Source organism: Qipengyuania gaetbuli, from assembly GCF_020524765.1.
Classification (GTDB): Bacteria; Pseudomonadota; Alphaproteobacteria; order Sphingomonadales; family Sphingomonadaceae; genus Qipengyuania; species Qipengyuania gaetbuli_A.
In genome coordinates, this window is the sequence record NZ_JAIVLR010000001.1 from 721,053 (window position 1) to 739,654 (window position 18,602).

16 protein-coding genes are annotated in these 18,602 nt (G+C 64.7%); 10 read left to right on the top strand and 6 right to left on the bottom strand.

The window, feature by feature from the left end; translation table 11 throughout:
• Positions 1 to 48: 48 nt before the first annotated feature.
• The 8 genes from rimO (at position 49) to LC083_RS03800 (ending at position 10,716) form a co-directional block, all read left to right on the top strand.
• Positions 49 to 1,422 carry a 30S ribosomal protein S12 methylthiotransferase RimO gene (gene rimO / locus LC083_RS03765; protein WP_226699240.1) on the top strand — a complete coding sequence of 458 codons (1,374 nt, stop codon included), beginning with the start codon at positions 49 to 51 and terminating at the stop codon, positions 1,420 to 1,422.
• A gap of 247 nt (positions 1,423 to 1,669) precedes the next feature.
• Positions 1,670 to 4,027 (top strand): EAL domain-containing protein, encoded by a 2,358-nt coding sequence (locus LC083_RS03770; RefSeq protein WP_226699241.1) that lies wholly within the window; start codon positions 1,670 to 1,672, stop codon positions 4,025 to 4,027.
• A gap of 226 nt (positions 4,028 to 4,253) precedes the next feature.
• A complete protein-coding gene (locus LC083_RS03775) occupies positions 4,254 to 5,051 on the top strand; it encodes a transglutaminase-like domain-containing protein (RefSeq protein WP_226699242.1) in 798 nt (265 codons plus the stop codon).
• Positions 5,052 to 5,142: 91 nt separating this feature from the next.
• The gene (gene zwf, locus LC083_RS03780; RefSeq protein ID WP_226699243.1) at positions 5,143 to 6,591 is read left to right on the top strand and encodes a glucose-6-phosphate dehydrogenase; all 1,449 of its coding nucleotides are present in this window, start codon (positions 5,143 to 5,145) and stop codon (positions 6,589 to 6,591) included.
• Entirely contained in the window at positions 6,584 to 8,398 is a 1,815-nt protein-coding gene (gene edd / locus LC083_RS03785; protein WP_226699244.1) for a phosphogluconate dehydratase, read from the top strand. The genes zwf and edd overlap by 8 nt, the downstream gene beginning before the upstream one ends.
• Positions 8,399 to 8,401: 3 nt before the next feature.
• Entirely contained in the window at positions 8,402 to 9,382 is a 981-nt protein-coding gene (glk, locus tag LC083_RS03790; protein WP_226699245.1) for a glucokinase, read from the top strand.
• Positions 9,379 to 9,993 (top strand): bifunctional 4-hydroxy-2-oxoglutarate aldolase/2-dehydro-3-deoxy-phosphogluconate aldolase, encoded by a 615-nt coding sequence (eda, locus tag LC083_RS03795; RefSeq protein WP_224831103.1) that lies wholly within the window; start codon positions 9,379 to 9,381, stop codon positions 9,991 to 9,993. The genes glk and eda overlap by 4 nt, the downstream gene beginning before the upstream one ends.
• Positions 9,994 to 10,077: 84 nt before the next feature.
• Positions 10,078 to 10,716: a L,D-transpeptidase family protein gene (locus tag LC083_RS03800; protein WP_226699246.1), complete on the top strand. Its 639-nt coding sequence runs from the start codon at positions 10,078 to 10,080 to the stop codon at positions 10,714 to 10,716.
• Here the strand turns inward: LC083_RS03800 and tilS are convergent.
• The 5 genes from tilS to LC083_RS03825 all read right to left on the bottom strand — a co-directional run bounded on the left by tilS (position 10,713) and on the right by LC083_RS03825 (position 16,222).
• Complete coding sequence (gene tilS, locus LC083_RS03805; RefSeq protein ID WP_226699247.1) at positions 10,713 to 11,696, bottom strand: tRNA lysidine(34) synthetase TilS; 984 nt, start codon at positions 11,694 to 11,696, stop codon at positions 10,713 to 10,715. The two genes, LC083_RS03800 and tilS, sit on opposite strands and share 4 nt — an antisense overlap.
• Position 11,697: 1 nt before the next feature.
• Entirely contained in the window at positions 11,698 to 12,651 is a 954-nt protein-coding gene (locus tag LC083_RS03810; protein WP_413469441.1) for a tetratricopeptide repeat protein, read from the bottom strand.
• A 73-nt stretch (positions 12,652 to 12,724) separates the two neighbouring features.
• Positions 12,725 to 13,576 (bottom strand): helix-turn-helix domain-containing protein, encoded by an 852-nt coding sequence (locus LC083_RS03815; RefSeq protein ID WP_226699248.1) that lies wholly within the window; start codon positions 13,574 to 13,576, stop codon positions 12,725 to 12,727.
• A 137-nt stretch (positions 13,577 to 13,713) separates the two neighbouring features.
• Positions 13,714 to 15,984: a phosphoenolpyruvate--protein phosphotransferase gene (gene ptsP / locus LC083_RS03820; RefSeq protein ID WP_226699249.1), complete on the bottom strand. Its 2,271-nt coding sequence runs from the start codon at positions 15,982 to 15,984 to the stop codon at positions 13,714 to 13,716.
• Between the two features lie 82 nt (positions 15,985 to 16,066).
• Positions 16,067 to 16,222, bottom strand: a complete 156-nt coding sequence (locus LC083_RS03825) for a YdcH family protein (protein ID WP_160608133.1) — start codon at positions 16,220 to 16,222, stop codon at positions 16,067 to 16,069.
• Between the two features lie 151 nt (positions 16,223 to 16,373).
• On the opposite strand from LC083_RS03825, the gene LC083_RS03830 reads away from it, so the two are divergent.
• Together LC083_RS03830 and LC083_RS03835 are read left to right on the top strand one after the other, a co-directional pair.
• A complete protein-coding gene (locus LC083_RS03830; protein ID WP_160608134.1) occupies positions 16,374 to 16,583 on the top strand; it encodes a YdcH family protein in 210 nt (69 codons plus the stop codon).
• Positions 16,584 to 16,669: 86 nt separating this feature from the next.
• Positions 16,670 to 17,128, top strand: coding sequence for a DUF1465 family protein (locus LC083_RS03835; RefSeq protein WP_222553798.1), 459 nt, complete (start codon positions 16,670 to 16,672; stop codon positions 17,126 to 17,128).
• On the opposite strand, the gene glpK is transcribed toward LC083_RS03835, so the two are convergent.
• Positions 17,129 to 18,592: a glycerol kinase GlpK gene (gene glpK / locus LC083_RS03840; protein ID WP_226699250.1), complete on the bottom strand. Its 1,464-nt coding sequence runs from the start codon at positions 18,590 to 18,592 to the stop codon at positions 17,129 to 17,131.
• Between the last annotated feature and the right edge of the window lie 10 nt (positions 18,593 to 18,602).

Here is an 18,602-nt window from a genome sequence, read left to right on the forward strand (position 1 = left end):
GTCCCTCCTAGCGCCGGATGCCGGCTTGGTGTAGAGGGCCGCGCAATCATGAATACCGCAACCACCTCGATACCCGACCAGAAGAAGGTCGGCATGGTCTCCCTCGGCTGCCCCAAGGCACTCGTGGACAGCGAACGCATCCTCACCCGGCTGCGCGCCGATGGCTATGCGATGAGCCCCGATTACGCCGGCGCGGACGTCGTGCTGGTCAACACCTGCGGCTTTCTCGATTCGGCCAAGGAAGAGAGCCTGCAGGCCATCGGCGAGGCAATTGCCGAGAACGGCCGCGTGATCGTGACGGGCTGCATGGGCGAGGAAGCGGACGTGATCCGCGCAGCCCATCCCAGCGTTCTCGCCATTACCGGTGCCCACCAGTACGAACAGGTGGTCGAGGCCGTTCACGAACATGCCCCGCCCAGCCAGGGGCCCTTCGTCGACCTGATCCCCCAGCCGGACGTCAAGCTGACACCGCGCCATTACAGCTATATGAAGATTTCGGAGGGCTGCAACCACTCCTGCGCCTTCTGCATCATCCCGGACCTGCGCGGCAAGCTTGCCAGCCGGCGGGTCGATGCCGTGCTGCGCGAAGCGGAAAAGCTGGTTGCCGCCGGCACGAAGGAACTGCTGGTAATCAGCCAGGACACCTCGGCTTACGGCGTCGACATCCGGCACGAGGAGCGCGACTGGAAGGGGCATCCCGTCCGCGCGCACATGACCGATCTCGCGCGCGAACTGGGCCAGCTCGATATCGGTGGCGGCACCCCGCCCTGGGTGCGCCTCCATTACGTCTATCCCTATCCGCATGTCGATGCGGTCATCCCGCTCATGGCCGAGGGCCTGCTGACGCCCTATCTCGACATCCCGTTCCAGCACGCCAGCCCGTCCGTTCTGCGCGCCATGAAGCGCCCTGCGAACGAGGCAAAGGTGCTCGAGCGCCTGAAATCCTGGCGCACCATTTGCCCGGACATCGCCATCCGCTCCAGCTTCGTGGTCGGCTTCCCCGGGGAAACGGAAGAAGACTTCCAGTACCTGCTGAACTGGCTGGAAGAGGCCCAGCTCGACCGTGTCGGCGCGTTCCGCTTCGAGCCGGTGGAGGGTGCGCAGGCGAACGCCCTGCCCAACCCGGTGCCCGAAGAGGTCAAGGAAGAACGCTATGCCCGCGTCATGGACCTCACCGCGCGGATCAGTGCGGAAAAGCTCGCTGCCAAGGTCGGCAGGACGCTTAGCGTGATCATCGACGAGGTGGGCGAACCGGACGAGGACGGCGATATCGGCGCCACCGGTCGCAGCCAGGCGGATGCGCCTGAAATCGACGGCGCGGTCTATCTGCGCAATGTTCGATCCGATCTGTCGCAGGGCGATATCGTGCAAGTTTATGTCGAAGATTCAGACGAGCACGATCTTTTCGGCGTAATCGCCTGATCTGCACCTGCCGCGAATGGCGCAATGTTAACGTTTCCTCCGGCGAGACGAACGGCTGAATTGCGCCGAAAAACAGCGCGTTCACGGCTCGCAGTTAGGGGCAGGGTAAACCGATCCGCCCGGTTTCGTTAAGCCTACCCTATTAAGTCGAATTAACCATCGCATCCCGCAGTTTTGCACGGCCACCGGGGGAAAGATCGGGCCGCGTTGAAAGTTTCTTAATCCTATTCGCCTCATAGGGGGCGGAATGGACGAGAAAACCGCCCTCGCTTCCACGCCCGGCGCCGGACAGCGGCTGGCCTTCAGGCCCCGCTCGACCGGTACGCTGAAGCGATTGCAACACCTGCTTTGGGCGGGTGCGGTGGCGTTCGCCATGCTGGCAGTCTTCCTGCTGGAACCCGTCACCCAGCTGTCCTGGCTGATCCAGTCCCGCCTTGGCGGTCACCAGCCTTCGGGCGATATCGTCTTCGTCGGAACCTCCTCCAAGGTCGAGGAACCTTCGCAGGTCGGGGAACGCCGCGAACTTACCAAGGCATTGCAGGAACTCGACGCACAGGGTGTCGGCAAGGTTTATGTCGATTTCGTCTTGGCGGAGGGAGCGAACGAGAAGGTCGACGCCGACCTCGCCGGAGCGCTCGACCAGCTCGGCCCCCGGGTGGTCCTTGTCGACCAGATCGAACTTACGTCCGATGGCCTGAAACGGAAGCTGACCAAATCTGACTCGAAATTCCGCACCGACCATGCGCGGGTCGTCTCCGAACGGACCCCTAACTACCTCGGCTACGTGTGGCAGGATTTCTTCGCATACGACCCGGAAGTCAGCGAAGGTCGCAAGTCACTGGCCGCATCGCTGGCTGGCATCGAAACCTTCAAGGAACCGATGTTCCAGATCGACTATGGATTCGATCCTTCGCGCATTCCGGCGCTTGAACTGGACGAGGTGACCGGCAAGGCGACAAGTCCCGTAAGCGATCTTTCAGGCAAGACCGTGCTTATCGGCCCGGCCGCCGATGCGAGCGGATCCGGCCTGAAGGTTCCGGGCCTCATCGGCGCACCGCCAAGCTTTGTATCGATCTACGCCGCAGAAGCTTTGAAGTCCGGCCGTACCGGCTTTGTCGGCGGACTTACCATCCTGGCATTCTTGTGCGGCGCAATGGCGCTGATCATCCTCGCCAATCCGGTGAAGGGCGTACGGCGCGCACTGTACCTCGGTGTCGTCCTGAGTCTTCCAGCCCTGATGGTATTCGGTGCAAACACCGGCGTCCGGGTCGAGATCACCTATGCCTTGGCGCTTCTGCTCGTTTACGCAGCGCTCCGTTCAAGGGCCCGGTGGAGGCTTCGTGTCGCCAGCATCGACAGCGAGACCGGCCTACCCAAGCTCCGCATCCTGGAACAGATCATCGCCAAGACGCAGCCCCAGTCGGGGCATATCGTCGTCGCAAGGCTCCATGGGTTCGAGCATGTCATCAAGACGCTCGGTTCGACAGAGCGCGCTCGCTACGTGCACCGGCTGGTCGATCGCCTCCGGGCTGCCGACAGCGAACTGACGATCTATATCGAAGGCCACTACCTCGCCTGGCAATCTGACGAGGCGGAAACAGAACGCCTCGTCGACCACCTCGAGGGCCTGCGCGCGATCTTCGCAGCCCCCATCCAGGTGGGCGAGGAAAGCGTCGATGTCGGCATTACCTTCGGCCTCGCAGAACTCGGCGCTGTCGGACTCAACGCTGTTCCTGCGGCCGCAGCGGCTGCAGAGGAGACTTCCGAAGCGCACCGCCCGATCAAGATCGCCGAAGTCGGTTCGCGCCATGACGAATTGTGGGACATTTCCCTGCGCGCCCGCATCGATGATGCCATGCAGGCAGGGGAAATCTTCTGCGTCTACCAGCCCAAGATCGACACGGTCGCCGGCACTCTGACCGGTGTCGAGGCGCTGGTGCGCTGGCACGACCCCGAACGCGGCTTCATCCCGCCGATGAAGTTCATCGCCCAGTGCGAAAAGGCCGGGCGTATGGAGCATCTGACACGCTACGTCCTCCAGACGGCCTGCAATGCGGGCCGGTTGCTCCATTTCCGTGGCACCGCGATTTCCATGTCCGTCAACATTTCGGCGACATTGCTCGGCGACATGCGCATCGTGGGTATCGTGCGGAACACGCTGCAGGCGACGGGCTTCGATGCACGCTACCTGATCCTGGAAATCACCGAGACATCGCGCATCGGCGACCTCGAAACGGCGGCGGCCATCCTGACCGAATTGAAGGCACTTGGCCTTCGTATTTCCATCGATGATTTCGGGGTCGGATCGGCCAATTTCGAAACGCTTTTCGAATTGCCTTTCGACGAACTGAAAATCGATCGCCTGTTCGTGGATTCTATTAGTCGGAGCGCGAAGGCCAGGGCCATTACTTCTAGTATGGTCGCCATGGGCAATGCCGCGCGAATCACCGTAGTCGCTGAAGGTGCGGAAGACGCAAAAACCCTTCAAATCCTTAACGAAATCGGCTGCCGTTACGTCCAGGGCTATGCCTTGGCCCGTCCGCTCTCCCTCACTAACCTGTTGGAATACAAGGTTTCTTCGAAAGAGGCCGCTTCGGGAACATAGTTAAGGCTTTACAAACAAGCTTGGTTAATGGATTGCTCACTGTTGAAACCACAACAGGAGGCAAACCATGTGGAATTTCTGGGAATGGCTGCTCGGCAAGCCGCCGCGCGGCTAATCAGCCACAAGAACGAATTTTAAAGGACCCCGTTTCGGGGTCCTTTTTCGTTTCCGGCGGGCGCATTCTACCAGCCCAGAAACTCTCTGCCCGCCCCGCCGTTGGTCCGGCATGGCCATTCAGATAGACAGCAGTTTCGCCTTCTCGCTGGAAACAACCACCGACGTGCTGCTCCAGTTCGAAGCGGCAGCGATCCCCGAACAGTTGCTTGTCATCAGCGAAACCGAGATCACGCCGACGCAAGACCGCGCCAGCGTCCCGGCGCAGGACGATATCGGCAGCCGCATATGGCTGCGCGCGCAGGGCAAGGTCGAGGTAGGGTATCGAGCCACGGTCGAACTGAAGCGCGAAGTGGCAGACTTGGCCGCGCTGGGGGTCCTTCAGCCGCACGACCTCCCGGGAGAGGCGGTCGAATATCTGTTCGACAGCCGATATTGCCCCGCGGACCGGTTCCAGGCCTTCGTGGAAAGCGAGTTTGCGGGCACCGAGGGAGGAGCGCGCGTCGCTGCGATCCGCGACTGGATCGCTACGAAATTTTCCTACGTGCCCGGTGCCTCCGGCCCGCAGACGACGGCGCTGGACAGTTTCGTCGAACGCAGGGGCATTTGCCGTGACTATGCACATACGCTCGTTGCCATGGCCCGGGCTTCCGCGATCCCGGCGCGATACGTCGCCTGCTACGCCCCCGGGGTCGAACCGCAGGATTTCCACGCGGTCGCCGAAGTCTTCCTTGCCGACCCGACCCGCCAAGGTGCCGGGACATGGCAACTCGTCGACGCGACCGGCATGGCGGACCCTGCCGAAACGGTGAAGATCGGGGTCGGCCGCGATGCTGCGGACGTCAGCTTCCTGACCTCTTTCGGACCAAGCGATTTCCTCCGTTCTTCGGTCGCCGTAAGCAGGGTGTGATACGAATAGGAATGCACCTGTCTGGCGCGCCGCTGCGCGCACTGGTAGGCCGCAATCCGAAATGGGGAGAAATGCCGAACATGGACGCTCCATGCACGAAGTAGGGTTCACCGCCGATCGTCTGCTCCTGTTTGGAGCCACGGGCGACCTGTCGCAGCGCATGCTCCTGCCCTCGCTCTGCGCACTCAATTCAGATGGCCTGCTCGATCCTGCCCTGCGCATCGTGTGCACGGCGCGCTCGGACATGAACACGCAGGCGTTTCGCAATTTCGCGCGCGAGGCGCTGGAGAAGTTCCTGCCCAAGCATCGCCGCGGCGGCATGGCGGATTTCCTCAACCGGCTCAGCTACGTGCCCGTCGATGCGACCACGCCCGAAGGGTACGACGAGTTGGCCAAAGCCGTCGGCAATTACACCGGCCTTGCGATCTTCCTGTCGACTGCCCCAAGCCTGTTCGAGACGACCATCAAGGGGCTCGAAGGGGCCGGCCTGACCGAAGGCAATGTGCGCATCGGCCTCGAAAAGCCGCTGGGTGTCGATCTCGAAAGCAGCTGCGAGATCAACGATGCGGTCGCGGCCGCATTCCCGGAGCACCGCATTTTCCGGATCGACCACTATCTGGGCAAGGAAACGGTCCAGAACCTGCTGGCCCTGCGGTTCGCGAACATCCTGCTCGAGCCGGTGTGGAACTCCAACTACATCGAGCACGTGCAGATCACCGTGGCCGAGACGGTCGGCCTGGAATCGCGCGTCGCCTATTACGACGACAGCGGTGCGCTGCGCGACATGGTGCAGAACCACATGCTGCAGCTGCTCGCGCTCGTCGCGATGGAGCCGCCGACCAGCTTCGATGCGACAGCCGTGCGTGACGAGAAGGTCAAGGTGCTGCGCGCCTTGCGCGAAGTCAGCAAGGACGAGGTCGTCACCGGCCAGTATCGCGCCGGTGCCGTCGAAGGCAAAAGCGTGCCCGGCTATGACGAGGAACTCGGCAAGGACAGCGACACCGAAACCTTCGTCGCGGTGAAGGCCCACGTCGACAACTGGCGCTGGCGCGGCGTGCCCTTCTACCTGCGCCACGGCAAGCGACTGCCCGAGCGCGTGACCGAAATCGTTATCCAGTTCCGCTGCATCCCGCATTCGATCTTCGAAAGCCGCGGTGCAACAACACAGCCGAACCGGCTGGTGATCGAGATCCAGCCCAAGGAAAACATCCAGCTCACCATGATGGCAAAGGTCCCTGGCCTGGGCCGCGAAGGCCTGCGCCTGCGGCCGGTCCCGTTGGATATCGCCATGCCCGATGCCTTTTCCGACACGGTGCGCCGGATTGCCTACGAACGCCTGCTGCTCGACCTGATCGAAGGCGACCAGACGCTTTTCGTGCGCCGTGACGAGGTCGAGGCGCAATGGGAGTGGATCGACCAGATCCGCAAGCTGTGGTCCGACCATGAAATGAAGCCCAAGACCTATTCCTCAGGCACCTGGGGGCCGAGCGCGGCAATCGCGCTGGCCGAACGCGACGGGGTTACCTGGCACGATGACTAAGCCGCTCAATGACGTGATCCACAAGGTGACGCAGCGCGTCATCGCCAATTCGAGGGACAGCCGGGCGGCCTATCTCGACCTGACCGACCGCGAAGGCGACCGGCAGGTGAACCGCCATTCGCTGTCCTGTTCGAACCTCGCCCACGCCTTTGCCGGCGCGGAAGAAGACAAGCAGGCCATCAAGGCGGCACGCGGACCCAACCTGGGCATCGTGACTTCCTACAACGACATGCTCTCGGCCCATCAGCCCTATTATCGCTATCCGGAACGGATGAAAATCTGGGCGCGCGAGGTCGGTGCAACCTGCCAGGTTGCGGGTGCGACGCCGGCCATGTGCGACGGTGTGACGCAGGGCCAGGCGGGGATGGAACTGTCGCTCTTCAGCCGCGACACTATCGCTCTTTCGACCATCGTCGCGCTGAGCCACGCCATGTACGACGGGGTCGCCCTGCTCGGCATCTGCGACAAGATCGTCCCCGGCCTTCTCATGGGTGCCCTGCGGTTCGGCCATGTCCCGGCGATCTTCATCCCGTCGGGCCCGATGGGTACGGGCATTTCCAACAAGGAAAAGCAGCGCGTCCGCCAGCTCTACGCAGAAGGCAAGGTCGGCCGCGACGAACTGCTCGAGAGCGAAAGCGCGAGCTACCATTCGCCGGGCACCTGCACCTTCTACGGCACTGCCAACTCCAACCAGATGATGATGGAGATGATGGGCCTGCACGTCCCGGGCGCGGCTTTCGTCCCGCCAGGTGCCAAGCTGCGCCAGGAACTGTCGCGCGCTGCGACCCACCGGCTGGCATCCATCGGCAAGGACGGAGACGACTTCCGCCCCCTCGCCCGCGTGGTCGACGAAAAGGCGATCATCAACGCGGCCATCGGCCTGCTGGCGACCGGCGGTTCGACCAATCATGCGATCCACATTCCCGCCATGGCGCGGGCAGCCGGCATCCGCTTCGACTGGAGCGACCTTGCCGAGCTGTCGACAGCCGTTCCGCTGGTGGCACGCGTCTATCCGAACGGTTCAGGCGATGTGAATCACTTCCACGATGCCGGCGGCATGGGCTACGTGATCGGAACGCTGCTCGACGAAGGCCTCGCCCACGGCGACATCCTCACGGTCTGGAGCGGTGGCTTCGAAGCCTATTCGCGCGAGCCGGGAATGGACGGCGATGCCCTGACCTGGCGCGATCCGGGCCCTTCGGGCGATACCGAAATGCTGCGCCCTGCCTCCGATCCGTTCCAGCCCGATGGCGGCATGCGGCTTGTCGAAGGCAACCTTGGCCGCGCCTGTTTCAAGTCCTCGGCAGTCGAGCGCGAGCGCTGGACGATCGAGGCGCCCTGCCGCGTGTTCGAGGACCAGCACTCGGTCAACGAGGCATTCTCGAAGGGTGAGCTGGACCGCGATGTCGTGGTCGTGGTCCGCTTCCAGGGACCGCGGGCGAACGGCATGCCCGAGCTTCACAAGCTTACCCCCGCGCTCGGCGTTCTGCAGGATCGCGGCTACCGCGTAGCGCTCGTCACCGACGGCCGCATGAGCGGGGCGAGCGGCAAGGTGCCAGCAGCCATCCACTGCACACCCGAAGCGCTGGGCGGCGGGCCGCTCTCGCTCTTGCGTGATGGCGATGTCGTCAAAGTCTGTGCCGAAACCGGCACGCTGTCGACGACGGCAGACCTCGCCGCGCGCGAACCGGCTGCCGAACCGCAGCCCGAAACCGGCATGGGCCGCGAATTCTATGCCATGTTCAGGGCCAATGCCGACGGCGCCGAACAGGGTGCCTCGTCAATGCTAGCCATGGCAGGATTGTAAGTGATGGACCTCGTCAGCGTCGATATCGGCGGCACCCATGCCCGCTTCGCCATCGCCACGATCGCGAATGACGGCTCGATCAGCCTGAGCGAGCCGGAAACCCTGCACACCGAAGACCACGCCAGTTTCCAGACCGCCTGGGAAGATTACCGCGAGCGCATGGGAGGCACACTGCCTCCGCGCGTGTCGATGGCGATTGCTGGTCCGGTCGGCGGCGATGTCATCCGCTTCACCAACAATCCCTGGATCATCCGGCCCGCCCTCGTGAAGGAAAAGCTGGGGGTCGAGGATTACACGATCGTCAATGATTTCGAGGCGGTCGCCCATGCGGTTGCGCGCGCGAGCGAGGACCAGTTCATCCATATGACCGGCCCCGAAGGTCCGCTTCCGCCCACCGGTCGCCTGACCGTTCTGGGGCCCGGGACGGGCCTCGGCGTAGCGCATCTCTACCGCGAACCCGACGGCACCTACCGCGTCTCTGCCACCGAAGGCGGCCACATCGATTTCGCCCCGCTCGACAGTATCGAGGACGCGATCCTTGCCCGATTGCGCAAGCGGCACACCCGCGTTTCGGTCGAGCGCGTGGTGGCGGGGCCTGCCATTTCCGATATCTACCAGACGCTCGCCGCGATGGAGCACAAGGCTGTGCCCGAGATCGACGATATCGAGATCTGGACCAAGGGCATGAGCGGCGAGGACAGCCTTGCTGCAGCCGCGGTGGACCGCTTCTGCCTGTCGCTCGGCAGTGTCGCCGGGGACATGGCCCTCGCGCACGGCGCGAAGGGCGTCGTGATCGCCGGCGGCCTTGGCTACCGACTGCGCGAAACCCTGCTCAAGTCCGGCTTTGCGGAACGCTTCCGCGCCAAGGGCCGCTTCGAGAGCATGATGGCCGGCATTCCGGTCAAACTCATCGTCCACCCGCAGCCCGGCCTTTTCGGCGCGGCTGCCGCATTCGCTTGCGAACACGCAAAGGCCGCCCAGTGACCCATATCGCCGATATCATGCAGACCGCCCCGGTGATCCCGGTCATCGTGGTGGACGAAGTCGAACATGCAGCGCCGCTGGCCCGCGCCCTGGTGGCAGGCGGACTGCGGGTCCTCGAGGTCACGCTGCGCACGCCCGCCGCGCTCGATGCCATCCGCGAAATGCGCAAGGTCGAAGGCGCCATCGTGGGGGCAGGTACCGTGACCAACCGGCAGGAACTGGACGCGGCCATCGAGGCGGGGAGCGAATTCATCGTCTCGCCGGGCCTCACCGACACGCTCGGCAAGGCTGCAATCGACGCGGGCATTCCCTTCCTGCCCGGCATTGCCAATGCAGGCGATATCATGCGCGGGCTCGATCTCGGCCTCACCCACTTCAAGTTCTTTCCTGCCATGGCGGCTGGAGGCCTGCCGGCGCTGAAAGCGCTTGCGGCGCCATTCGGCCAGTGCCGGTTCTGTCCGACCGGCGGCATCACGCTGGAAAACGCGCCCGAATGGCTTGCATTCGATCCCGTCCTGTGCGTCGGCGGGAGCTGGGTCGCACCGCGCGGTCCGGTCGACGAGGCCGCCGTAGAAACCGTGGCGCGCGAAGCGGCCGCGCTGGGCCGGTAAGAAGGGCGCTGCGGGGCGTTCCGATACGGGACTGCCGCCGTCCAGCCTTGGAAATCCGGTCATTGGCCGCCTATACTTGCGGCCATGACAGCGATTCTGAAATGGGTTGGCGGCACGACATTCGTGATCGCACTGGGCATTGCCGCCCTCGCCTATGGCGTCTCGTCGCAGGCGGAGCCCGAAGCCATCGCAGTCCCCGCAGCCGCCTCGATCGAACCGGAAGGCGCGATCCTCGCCAAGCTGGAGGCCGATGCGCGCCGCCCCTTCACCATCCGCCGCATCCTGCCTATCGAAGGGCCGATCAAATACGGCGAATGGCACTGGGACGACGAAGGCGTGCCGGAAGGCCCGCTGCTCATCACGGTAGACCTTCAGGCGCGCACTATCTCGATCTTCCGCGACGGTTATGAAATCGGTGCCGCTGCCGTCATGCTCGGCACGGACGAACATCCCACGCCCACCGGCACTTTCCCGATCCTGACGAAGGAACGGCACAACGTATCAGAGAAATACGGCAATGCGCCCATGCCCTGGACCCTGCGCCTGACCTGGGACGGCATTGCCATCCACGGTGGTTCGGAAGTGGAGAACGGCTATGCCAGCCACGGCTGCGTGGCGATTCCCGATCCGCTGGCAGCCAAGCTGTTCGATATCGCGCAGAAGGGCGACAAGGTCATCATCACCGATGGCAAGCGCATCGGCGTGGGCGACCCGATCATCTAGCCCGTGCGGCGCGGCACCTCGCGCCGGAATACCCAGAGCCGCTCGCCGTCCTGATCGCGCACGAAGGCTTCGATACCCGCGACGTTCGACTTGCGCCCTGCCCTCAGCGCTTCCACCAGCTTCGCGGCTGCGGCCATGTCGATGTGCGCCCCGAAACCGCGGAAGATCGACCTGATCACACCGCCAGCGACCAGCGTTCCGCCGATGCCGCTCCGCAAGGCGCGATAGACCGTCTCCTCCGCCCCGGCATCCACGCATTCGGAATATTCGCGGCCGACCATCCAGTCGATCGTGTCCTCCGCTTCTCCAAGCAGGCGGGCGGATTTCGCCACCCCTTCGAAGTCGATCCAGTCCGCTTCGGACAGGGCCTTGCGAATGCGGATGCGGTCGAACGCCTCGTTCTCGTTCGACGGATCGTCCACGGCGTTCCAGCCTGCCGCCTCGACGATGTCGCGCAGTTCCTTCCGGCGCCAGCCAGGCAGCGGACGGATCAGGCGCAGTGGCATCCCAGGAACGGTGCCGAGCGCGCGGATGGAGGAGAGGCCGAAAACCCCGCTGCCGCGATTGGCGCGCATGATGAAGGTTTCGACCTGGTCGTCCATCTGGTGCGCCGTGGCGAGCCCGTCGAGCCCGCGCTCCTCGCACCATTCGCCCAGCGCGGCATAGCGTGCCGCACGGGCCCGGTCCTGCAGGTTCCCGCCCTCAACGCTCACCGGAATGATGCGGTGTGGCACACCAAGCTCCCGGCAAAGAGCTGCGACGTGTTCGGCCTCGGCTGCACTTTCCGGCCGCAGCCGGTGGTCGACTGTCGCCGCTTCCACGCGGTCGGGCAGCGCAGCATGCGCGAGCAGCAGCAGCGCGAGGCTGTCTCCGCCGCCCGACACGGCGAGGCCGAGCCGGCTCTCCGGCTGGTCGAGGAAGGGCCACAGGGGCTCGAGATCGGCGCGAAACCTGTCAACGAGCCCTTGTGGCAGCTGCATGTCAGCTACAGGTCACCTTGCCGAGATTGCGCTCGTACTGGCCCTGCAGGCGCCCGGCAGCGAGCGCCGGATAGGCCTCGCCGAATTCGGCGAGCGCGATGCAGGCGCGCTTGGTGTCCTTGAGCGCGATCATCGTTTCGGCGAGGTAGAGCAGGCTGTCGCCGGCGCGGGCACCGCCCTTGTCCGACTGATAGTTCTTGAGGAACCACGGTGCCGCTTCATTGGGCTTCTTGTCGTCCAGATAGGCGCGGCCCAGCAGGTTGCGCCCGTATGTGGTGCGCCAATGGCTGGGGTAGCGTTCGACGAAGAGCGTGAGCTGCTGCTGCGCTTCGGGGAAGAAACCCGCTTCCCACAGGCGGAAGCCGTAGGAGTATTCGTCATCCGCCGGATCGTCGGTCTGCGGCTTGGCGATGGCCTGGACCGCGGCGACACGCTCGGGGCTCGGCTGCGAAGCGGTGGGCTGCTGGGCTGCCGGCTGGGCGGCGGGGCGCTGCGTTGCGGCCGGCTGCGTGGCGGGCCGGGCAGCCGGCTGGGCAGCAGCCACCTGTGCAGGGGCCGTGGTGGCAGTGCCGCCGGCCTCGAGCACCTCGATGCGTTCTTCGAGCAGGCGCATGGCATTGCTGCCTACCTCGTATTGCGCGGTCAGGCGCTGCAACTGTGCCTCCAGCGCATCGAGGCGGGTGAGAATATCTGTGACTGCGGTCGTAGAGGTGGTGCTGGCCGTGCTCGGCTGGGCGGCAGGCTGACCGGTGATCTGCGGTTCGAAATAGCGGCCGTCCCCGCCCGGGAAGACCTTGCGCTGGAGCGCGCGGACTTCCGCCTCGAGCTTGCGGATACGTGCCTCGCCGTCGTCCTGTGCGGCGACCGGCATCGCCGTCGACGCCATGGCCAGTGCGATCCCACCGAGACCAAATCCGCGTGCAATGCGCGTGATCTTCACGCCCGTTCTCCTCATGTCGAAAATCAAAGTGAATCTAGCCCTAGCCCCGCGAAACTGTCGAGGGGATGAAGGCGGTTTTCCGCCGCGATCAGGTTGCCGGGGTGGCTGCGGCTGCAGGCGTTGCGGAGGCAGTCGGCGTAGGAGCCGGGGCAGCGGGACGTGCAAGCAGCGCCTCTGCGCTTACCGGCGTGTCGCTAACCACCCTGTCTTCTTCGGACAGCTTGGGCACGGCACGTCCGCCGATCGTGATAGCGAAGGCATAGGGGCGCCCGGTGCGGATCTGCGGTCCTTCCGCATTAGCCGGAACCGTGAAGGTGTCGCCCTTGTCCATCAGGCCTTCGAACAGGCGTTCGCCCTGCGCATCGTAGAAACGCACCCATGTGCCGTCCATTTCGCTGGTGAAGACCACCGCACCGCCGGTCGGTGTCGCCGCGGGGGCAGGGGCTGCCTGCTGCGCGCCCTCATTGGCCGCAACCTGCTCGGCAGGGTCCTGCAGCGGTGCGGGGCCGAGGCCGGGTGCGAAATAGCTGCGGTAGAAGGCATAGATGCCGCCCATCAGCAGGATCGCGGCGAACACGGTGAACCATGCGAGGCCGCGACCGGGGACGCGGGCCGGATCGCCCGGTTCGAACTTGGCCGGGGCATGGCGATTATCGCCGCCGTCCTGTGCCAGTTCCGCGCGCACCTGGTCGAGGATCTCGCGCTCGTCGAGGTCCATCGTGCGCGCATAGGTCCGGCTGAAACCGATCGCGTAGGTGCGCGAAGGCAGGGCCGCGAAATTGCCCGCCTCGATGGCCTGGAGGTGCCTTTGGGGGATGCGCGTTTCTGCGGCGACCTGCTCAAGCCCGAGGCCCTTCGCCTCGCGTGCCTGACGCAGCCGCTCGCCAGCGCTGAGCGCACGCGTGCCTTCTTCTTCGACGATGACGTCTTCTTCTTCCATGCGATTCCCGAACCTTAGTACCCGGCGGGTTTTCCCGCTCCCGTGCGCGGTAGAATGGGAGTGACCCCCTACCTGTCAAGCACAGATAGTATCACAGACCGGACGCAGGGACGAGGTGCACTGCGCAAGCGACGAAATCAGTCGAGTTCGATGTCGTTCGCCTCGGCCCATTCCGTCAGTGCCGCCCGCATGTCTGCCGGCGGATTGAGCAGCAGGCGCTGCATGTGCTTGGTAAGGTCGGGCAGGTAGACCTTGCGCACCAGCTCCTTGATCGGGCCCACGGCTGCCGGCGTGATCGAGAAGCGGGTGTAACCAAGGCCCATCAGCGCGAGCGCTTCGAGCCTGCGGCCGCCCATCTCGCCACATATGCCGAGGCGGACCTTGCTGCCGACCATCGCCTTCGACACGCGGTCGAGGAAGCGCAGGATCGCAGGGCTCAGCCAGTCGTAGCGTTCGGCAAGCTTGGGATTGGCGCGGTCGGCGGCAAACAGGAACTGCGTGAGGTCGTTCGTGCCGACCGATACGAAGGATACCTTGGGCAGCAGCAAGTCCAGCACCTCGGCAAGCGAGGGCACTTCGAGCATGCAGCCATATTCGATGCTGTCGGGCATCTGCCTGCGCCGTTCGCGCAGGAACTCGGCCTGGTCTTCGAATATCTCTTTGGCCGCATCGAATTCCCACGGTTCGGACACCATGGGGAACATGACCGAAAGCTGCCGTCCGGCCGCCGCTTCGAGCAGGGCGCGCGCCTGGACCTTGAGCAGGCCTTCGCGCTCGAGCGAGAGGCGCAGCGCACGCCAGCCCATCGCCGGGTTCTCGTCCCGCTCGGCCGTGTTGTTGTCGAGATACGGTACGGCCTTGTCGCCGCCGATATCGACCGTGCGGAAGATGACCTTCTTGCCGTCCGCCGCATCGAGCACGTCGCGGTAGAGTCGCATCTGCCGTTCGCGCTGGGGCAGGGTCGAGGAGACGAGGAACTGGAACTCGGTGCGGAAGAGGCCGATCCCGTCCGCGCCGGTCAATTGCAGCGCGCTGACATCGTCGCGCAGGCCCGCGTTGATCATCACCGTGATACGCGTGCCATCGCGCGTGAAGGGCTCGACATCGCGCAGTTCGGCATAGGCGGCCTGCTTCTCGCGCGTCTTGGCGAAGCGCGCATCGAAAGCATCCCACATGGGCTGCGAGGGGCGCAGGGTGACCGTGCCCTTGTCCGCATCGACGAGGATTTCGTCGCCTTCGGAGACCTTCGAATTGATCCCGTGCACGCGGCCAAGCACCGGAATGCCCATGGCACGCGCCACGATCACGACATGCGCGGTGAGCGAACCCTCCTCCAGCACCACGCCCTTGAGGCGGCGGCGATCGTATTCGAGCAATTCGGCAGGACCGAGATTGCGCGCAATCAGGATGGTGTCGCGCCTCAGCCCCTGCGACGCCGCCGTGCCCAGCTGCCCCGACACGATCCGCAGCAGGCGGTTCGACAGGTCTTCGAGGTCGTGCATGCGGTCGGCCAGCAGCGGATCGTCGATCTCGCGCATCCGCATGCGGGTACGCTGCTGGACGCGCTCGATCGCCGCTTCGGCCGTGAGACCGCTGTCGATGGCCTCGTTGATGCGGCGGCTCCAGCCTTCGTCATAGGCGAACATCTTGTAGGTCTCGAGGACCTCGACGTGTTCGCCGCCCTTCCCGAATTCCGGCTCTTTCGCCATGGCGTCGATCTGGTCGCGCATCTTGTCGAAGGCGCGGTAGACTCGCTGGCGTTCCGCCTCGACGTCTTCGGCCACGACCTGGTCGATCTCGATGCGCGGCTGGTGGAAGACGGCCGCACCTGCCGCCAGTCCCTTCACCAAGGTCAGCCCTTCGAGGATTTCGGTTTCGGTCGAAGCCTCGCCAAGGTCGAACGCGTTCTCGCCGTCGACCAGTTCCTTGTGGGCGATGAGTTCGGACAGGATCATTGCCGTGGTCTGGAGCGCCTCGATCTCCACGTCCTCGTAGCGGCGCGGCTCCACGTGCTGGACGCACAGCACGCCCACTGCCCGTTCGCGGTAAACGATGGGGACACCGGCGAAGGAATGGTATTTCTCCTCCCCCGTTTCCGGGCGGTAGAGAAAGTCCGGGTGGGCCCGCGCCTCGGCGAGGTTCAGCGTCTCGATGTTCTTGGCAATCGTGCCGGTCAGCCCTTCGCCCACCGCCATGCGCGTGACGTGAACCGCTTCGGGATTGAGGCCGCGGGTGGCGTAAAGTTCCAGCGCCCCTTCGCGCAGGAGGTAGATCGAGCACACCTCGCTCGTCAGCGCATCGGCGATGATATCGACCACGCGGTCAAGCTTGTGCTGGGCATGGGTGCGCCCAGCCATGACTTCGTGCAGGCGCGTGAGAATCTGGCGAGCGGAGGCAACGGCGGACATGGCTCGCTGCTATATCAAAAAGGGACGCCGCGAAAGCGGGACGCGGGGTCTTTGCCCCCGCCCCGCTCGCGATATCATGCGCTTAATGCGCGGCGAGTTCTTCCTTGATCCTGAGCTTCTGCTTCTTGATCTGCTGGATCATCGCGATGTCGGGCGCAGGTCGGGACTGTTCGTCGTGCAGGCGAGCTTCGAGCCCGGCATGCTTGGCCTTCAGTGCGTCGACATGTGATGAGTGCATCGGATGGTCTCCTTCGTAGATTGCGACCCCTCAAAGGCGACTCGTAACGTTGCGGAACGAGCCGCAGACCAATTATCAAATCACATTCTTGCGAATTTACAAAGCGCCCTCTTCGGGCCATGCGACGAAGCGAGATTCGGGGAAGACGACGGTGAACGAACAGGAGCTGCGCAAGAGGCTGGAATTGCTCCGGAGCGAGCATCGCGACCTCGATGTCGCGATCGTGGCGCTGTCCGAAGCGGGCGAGAAAGGCGGCTTCGTCGACCAGCTGCAGATCGCGCGCCTGAAGAAACGCAAGCTGCAGCTGAAGGACCGTATCTCGCTGATCGAGGACAATCTGATCCCCGACATCATCGCGTAAGGCCCCGCGTCTCACCTCGGGACAGGCGCGCGCTGCGCGCTGGCAGGCGGGGATCGATGACTGTAATGCGACATTGGAAGAGAACGATGGATCGCACCGTAACCGAACAGGTCGTCGAGGACCTCTACGCGGAAGCCCTGCTGCTGGCCGACGAGACGCGTGCGGCCTTCGACCTGCGTGACGGCACCGAAGACGGTCCCGAAAATTCCAACGAAACGCGCATCGCCATGTCGATCGAGGGGCTTCGCACCACCACGCGGGTGATGCACGTGCTCGCGTGGCTGCTCAACCAACGTGCGTACCTGGCCGGCGAGATTTCCGCCCGCCAGTTGCAGAAGGCCGGCACGCTGGGCACCGAACGCCCGTCCGACCCGCGTAACATGGCGGTCCTGCCGATCGCAATGCGGGCGCTGATCCGCGATACCGAACGCCTTTACGGCCGCGTGGCGCGCCTCGATGCGGAACAGCGCAGCGTGCGCGCAGCAAACGACGATCCTGTCGGTGACCTGCGCGGTCGCATCGCGCAGGCTTTCAACGCCGGCTGATCAGGCAGCGGACAGCGCGCGGGCGTAACGCGCCAGCCGCGCTTTCCTGACCTCCTCGTCCATATCAGGAGCGAAACAGGCCGCATTGCCGCGCATCGCATCGGCCGCTGCAGGCAGGTCGGGATGAAGCCCCGCGCCAACGGCCGCGCACATGGCTGCTCCAAGCGCGGTCGTTTCGACGAAATCGGGCCGTTCGACTTCGAGGTCGAGAATATTCGCCAAATCCTGCGCCATCCAGTCGTTCGCGCTCATCCCGCCGTCGATCTTCAGCCGCGTCCATGCCGCGCCGTCGGCGGCGAAAGCCTGCGCCAGATCGTGGGTCTGGTGGGCCATCGCCTCCAGCGCCGCACGCGCGATCTGCGCGCGTCCGCTGGCAAAGCTGAGGCCTGAAATGACCCCGCGGGCATCGGGCTTCCAGTGCGGCGCGCCAAGGCCGGCAAGCGCAGGCACGATGACCACCTCGCCGCTGTCCTCGATCGAACGGGCGAGATCCTCGGTCTCCGCCGCACTGCCGATCAGGCCGAGCTGGTCACGCAGGTACTGGACCAGGCTACCCGCCACGAAACACGCGCCCTCCAGCGCATAGGTCCGCTTGCCTTCGCCCTGGCACAGCACGGTTCCCAGCAGGCGATGCTCCGAACGCGGAACCTTCGACCCCTTGTTGGTGAGCACGAAGGCGCCCGTGCCGTAAGTCGCCTTGGTCTCCCCGAAGGACAGGCAGCCCTGCCCGATGGTGGCGGACTGCTGGTCGCCAACGAGGCCGCAGATCGGAATCGTCCTCCCCAGCCATTCGGCACCCGCTTCCGCCAGCGCGCCGTGGGTGTCGACCACGCGCGGGAGCGCTGCACGCGGCACGCCGAAGAGCTCGCACAGTTCCTCGTCGAAATCGGCCCCTTCGAGCGGCAACAGGAGCGTGCGGCTGGCATTGCTCGCATCCGAGATGTGCACCCCGCCGGTCAGCCGGAAGACGAGCCAGCTCTCGATCGTCCCGAAAGCGAGCGACCCGTCTGCCGCGGCAGCCTGTACGCCTGTCTCATTATCGAGCAGCCAGCGCATCTTGGTGCCCGAGAAATAGGGGTCGAGCAGCAGGCCGGTCTTCTCCTGCACCAACGGCTCGTGCCCGGCTTCCTTCAGCGCGGCGCAGAAATCGGCCGTCCGGCGATCCTGCCAGACGATAGCGCGCGCCAGCGGCTCGCCCGTGCCGCGGTCCCACGCCACCACCGTCTCGCGCTGGTTGGTGATGCCGATGGCCGCGATGTCTTCGGCCCGCTCTCCCACCGCCTCGCGCATGCAGGACAGCGTCTTCTGCCAGATCTCTTCTGCATCGTGTTCGACCCAGCCGGGGCGGGGATAATGCTGCGTCAGTTCGGCCTGCGCGACCGAGGCGAGCTTGCCGTCGCGGCCGAAAACCATGGCGCGTGTCGATGTCGTCCCGGCATCGAGGACCAGTATGCACTCGGCCATGAAATCTCCC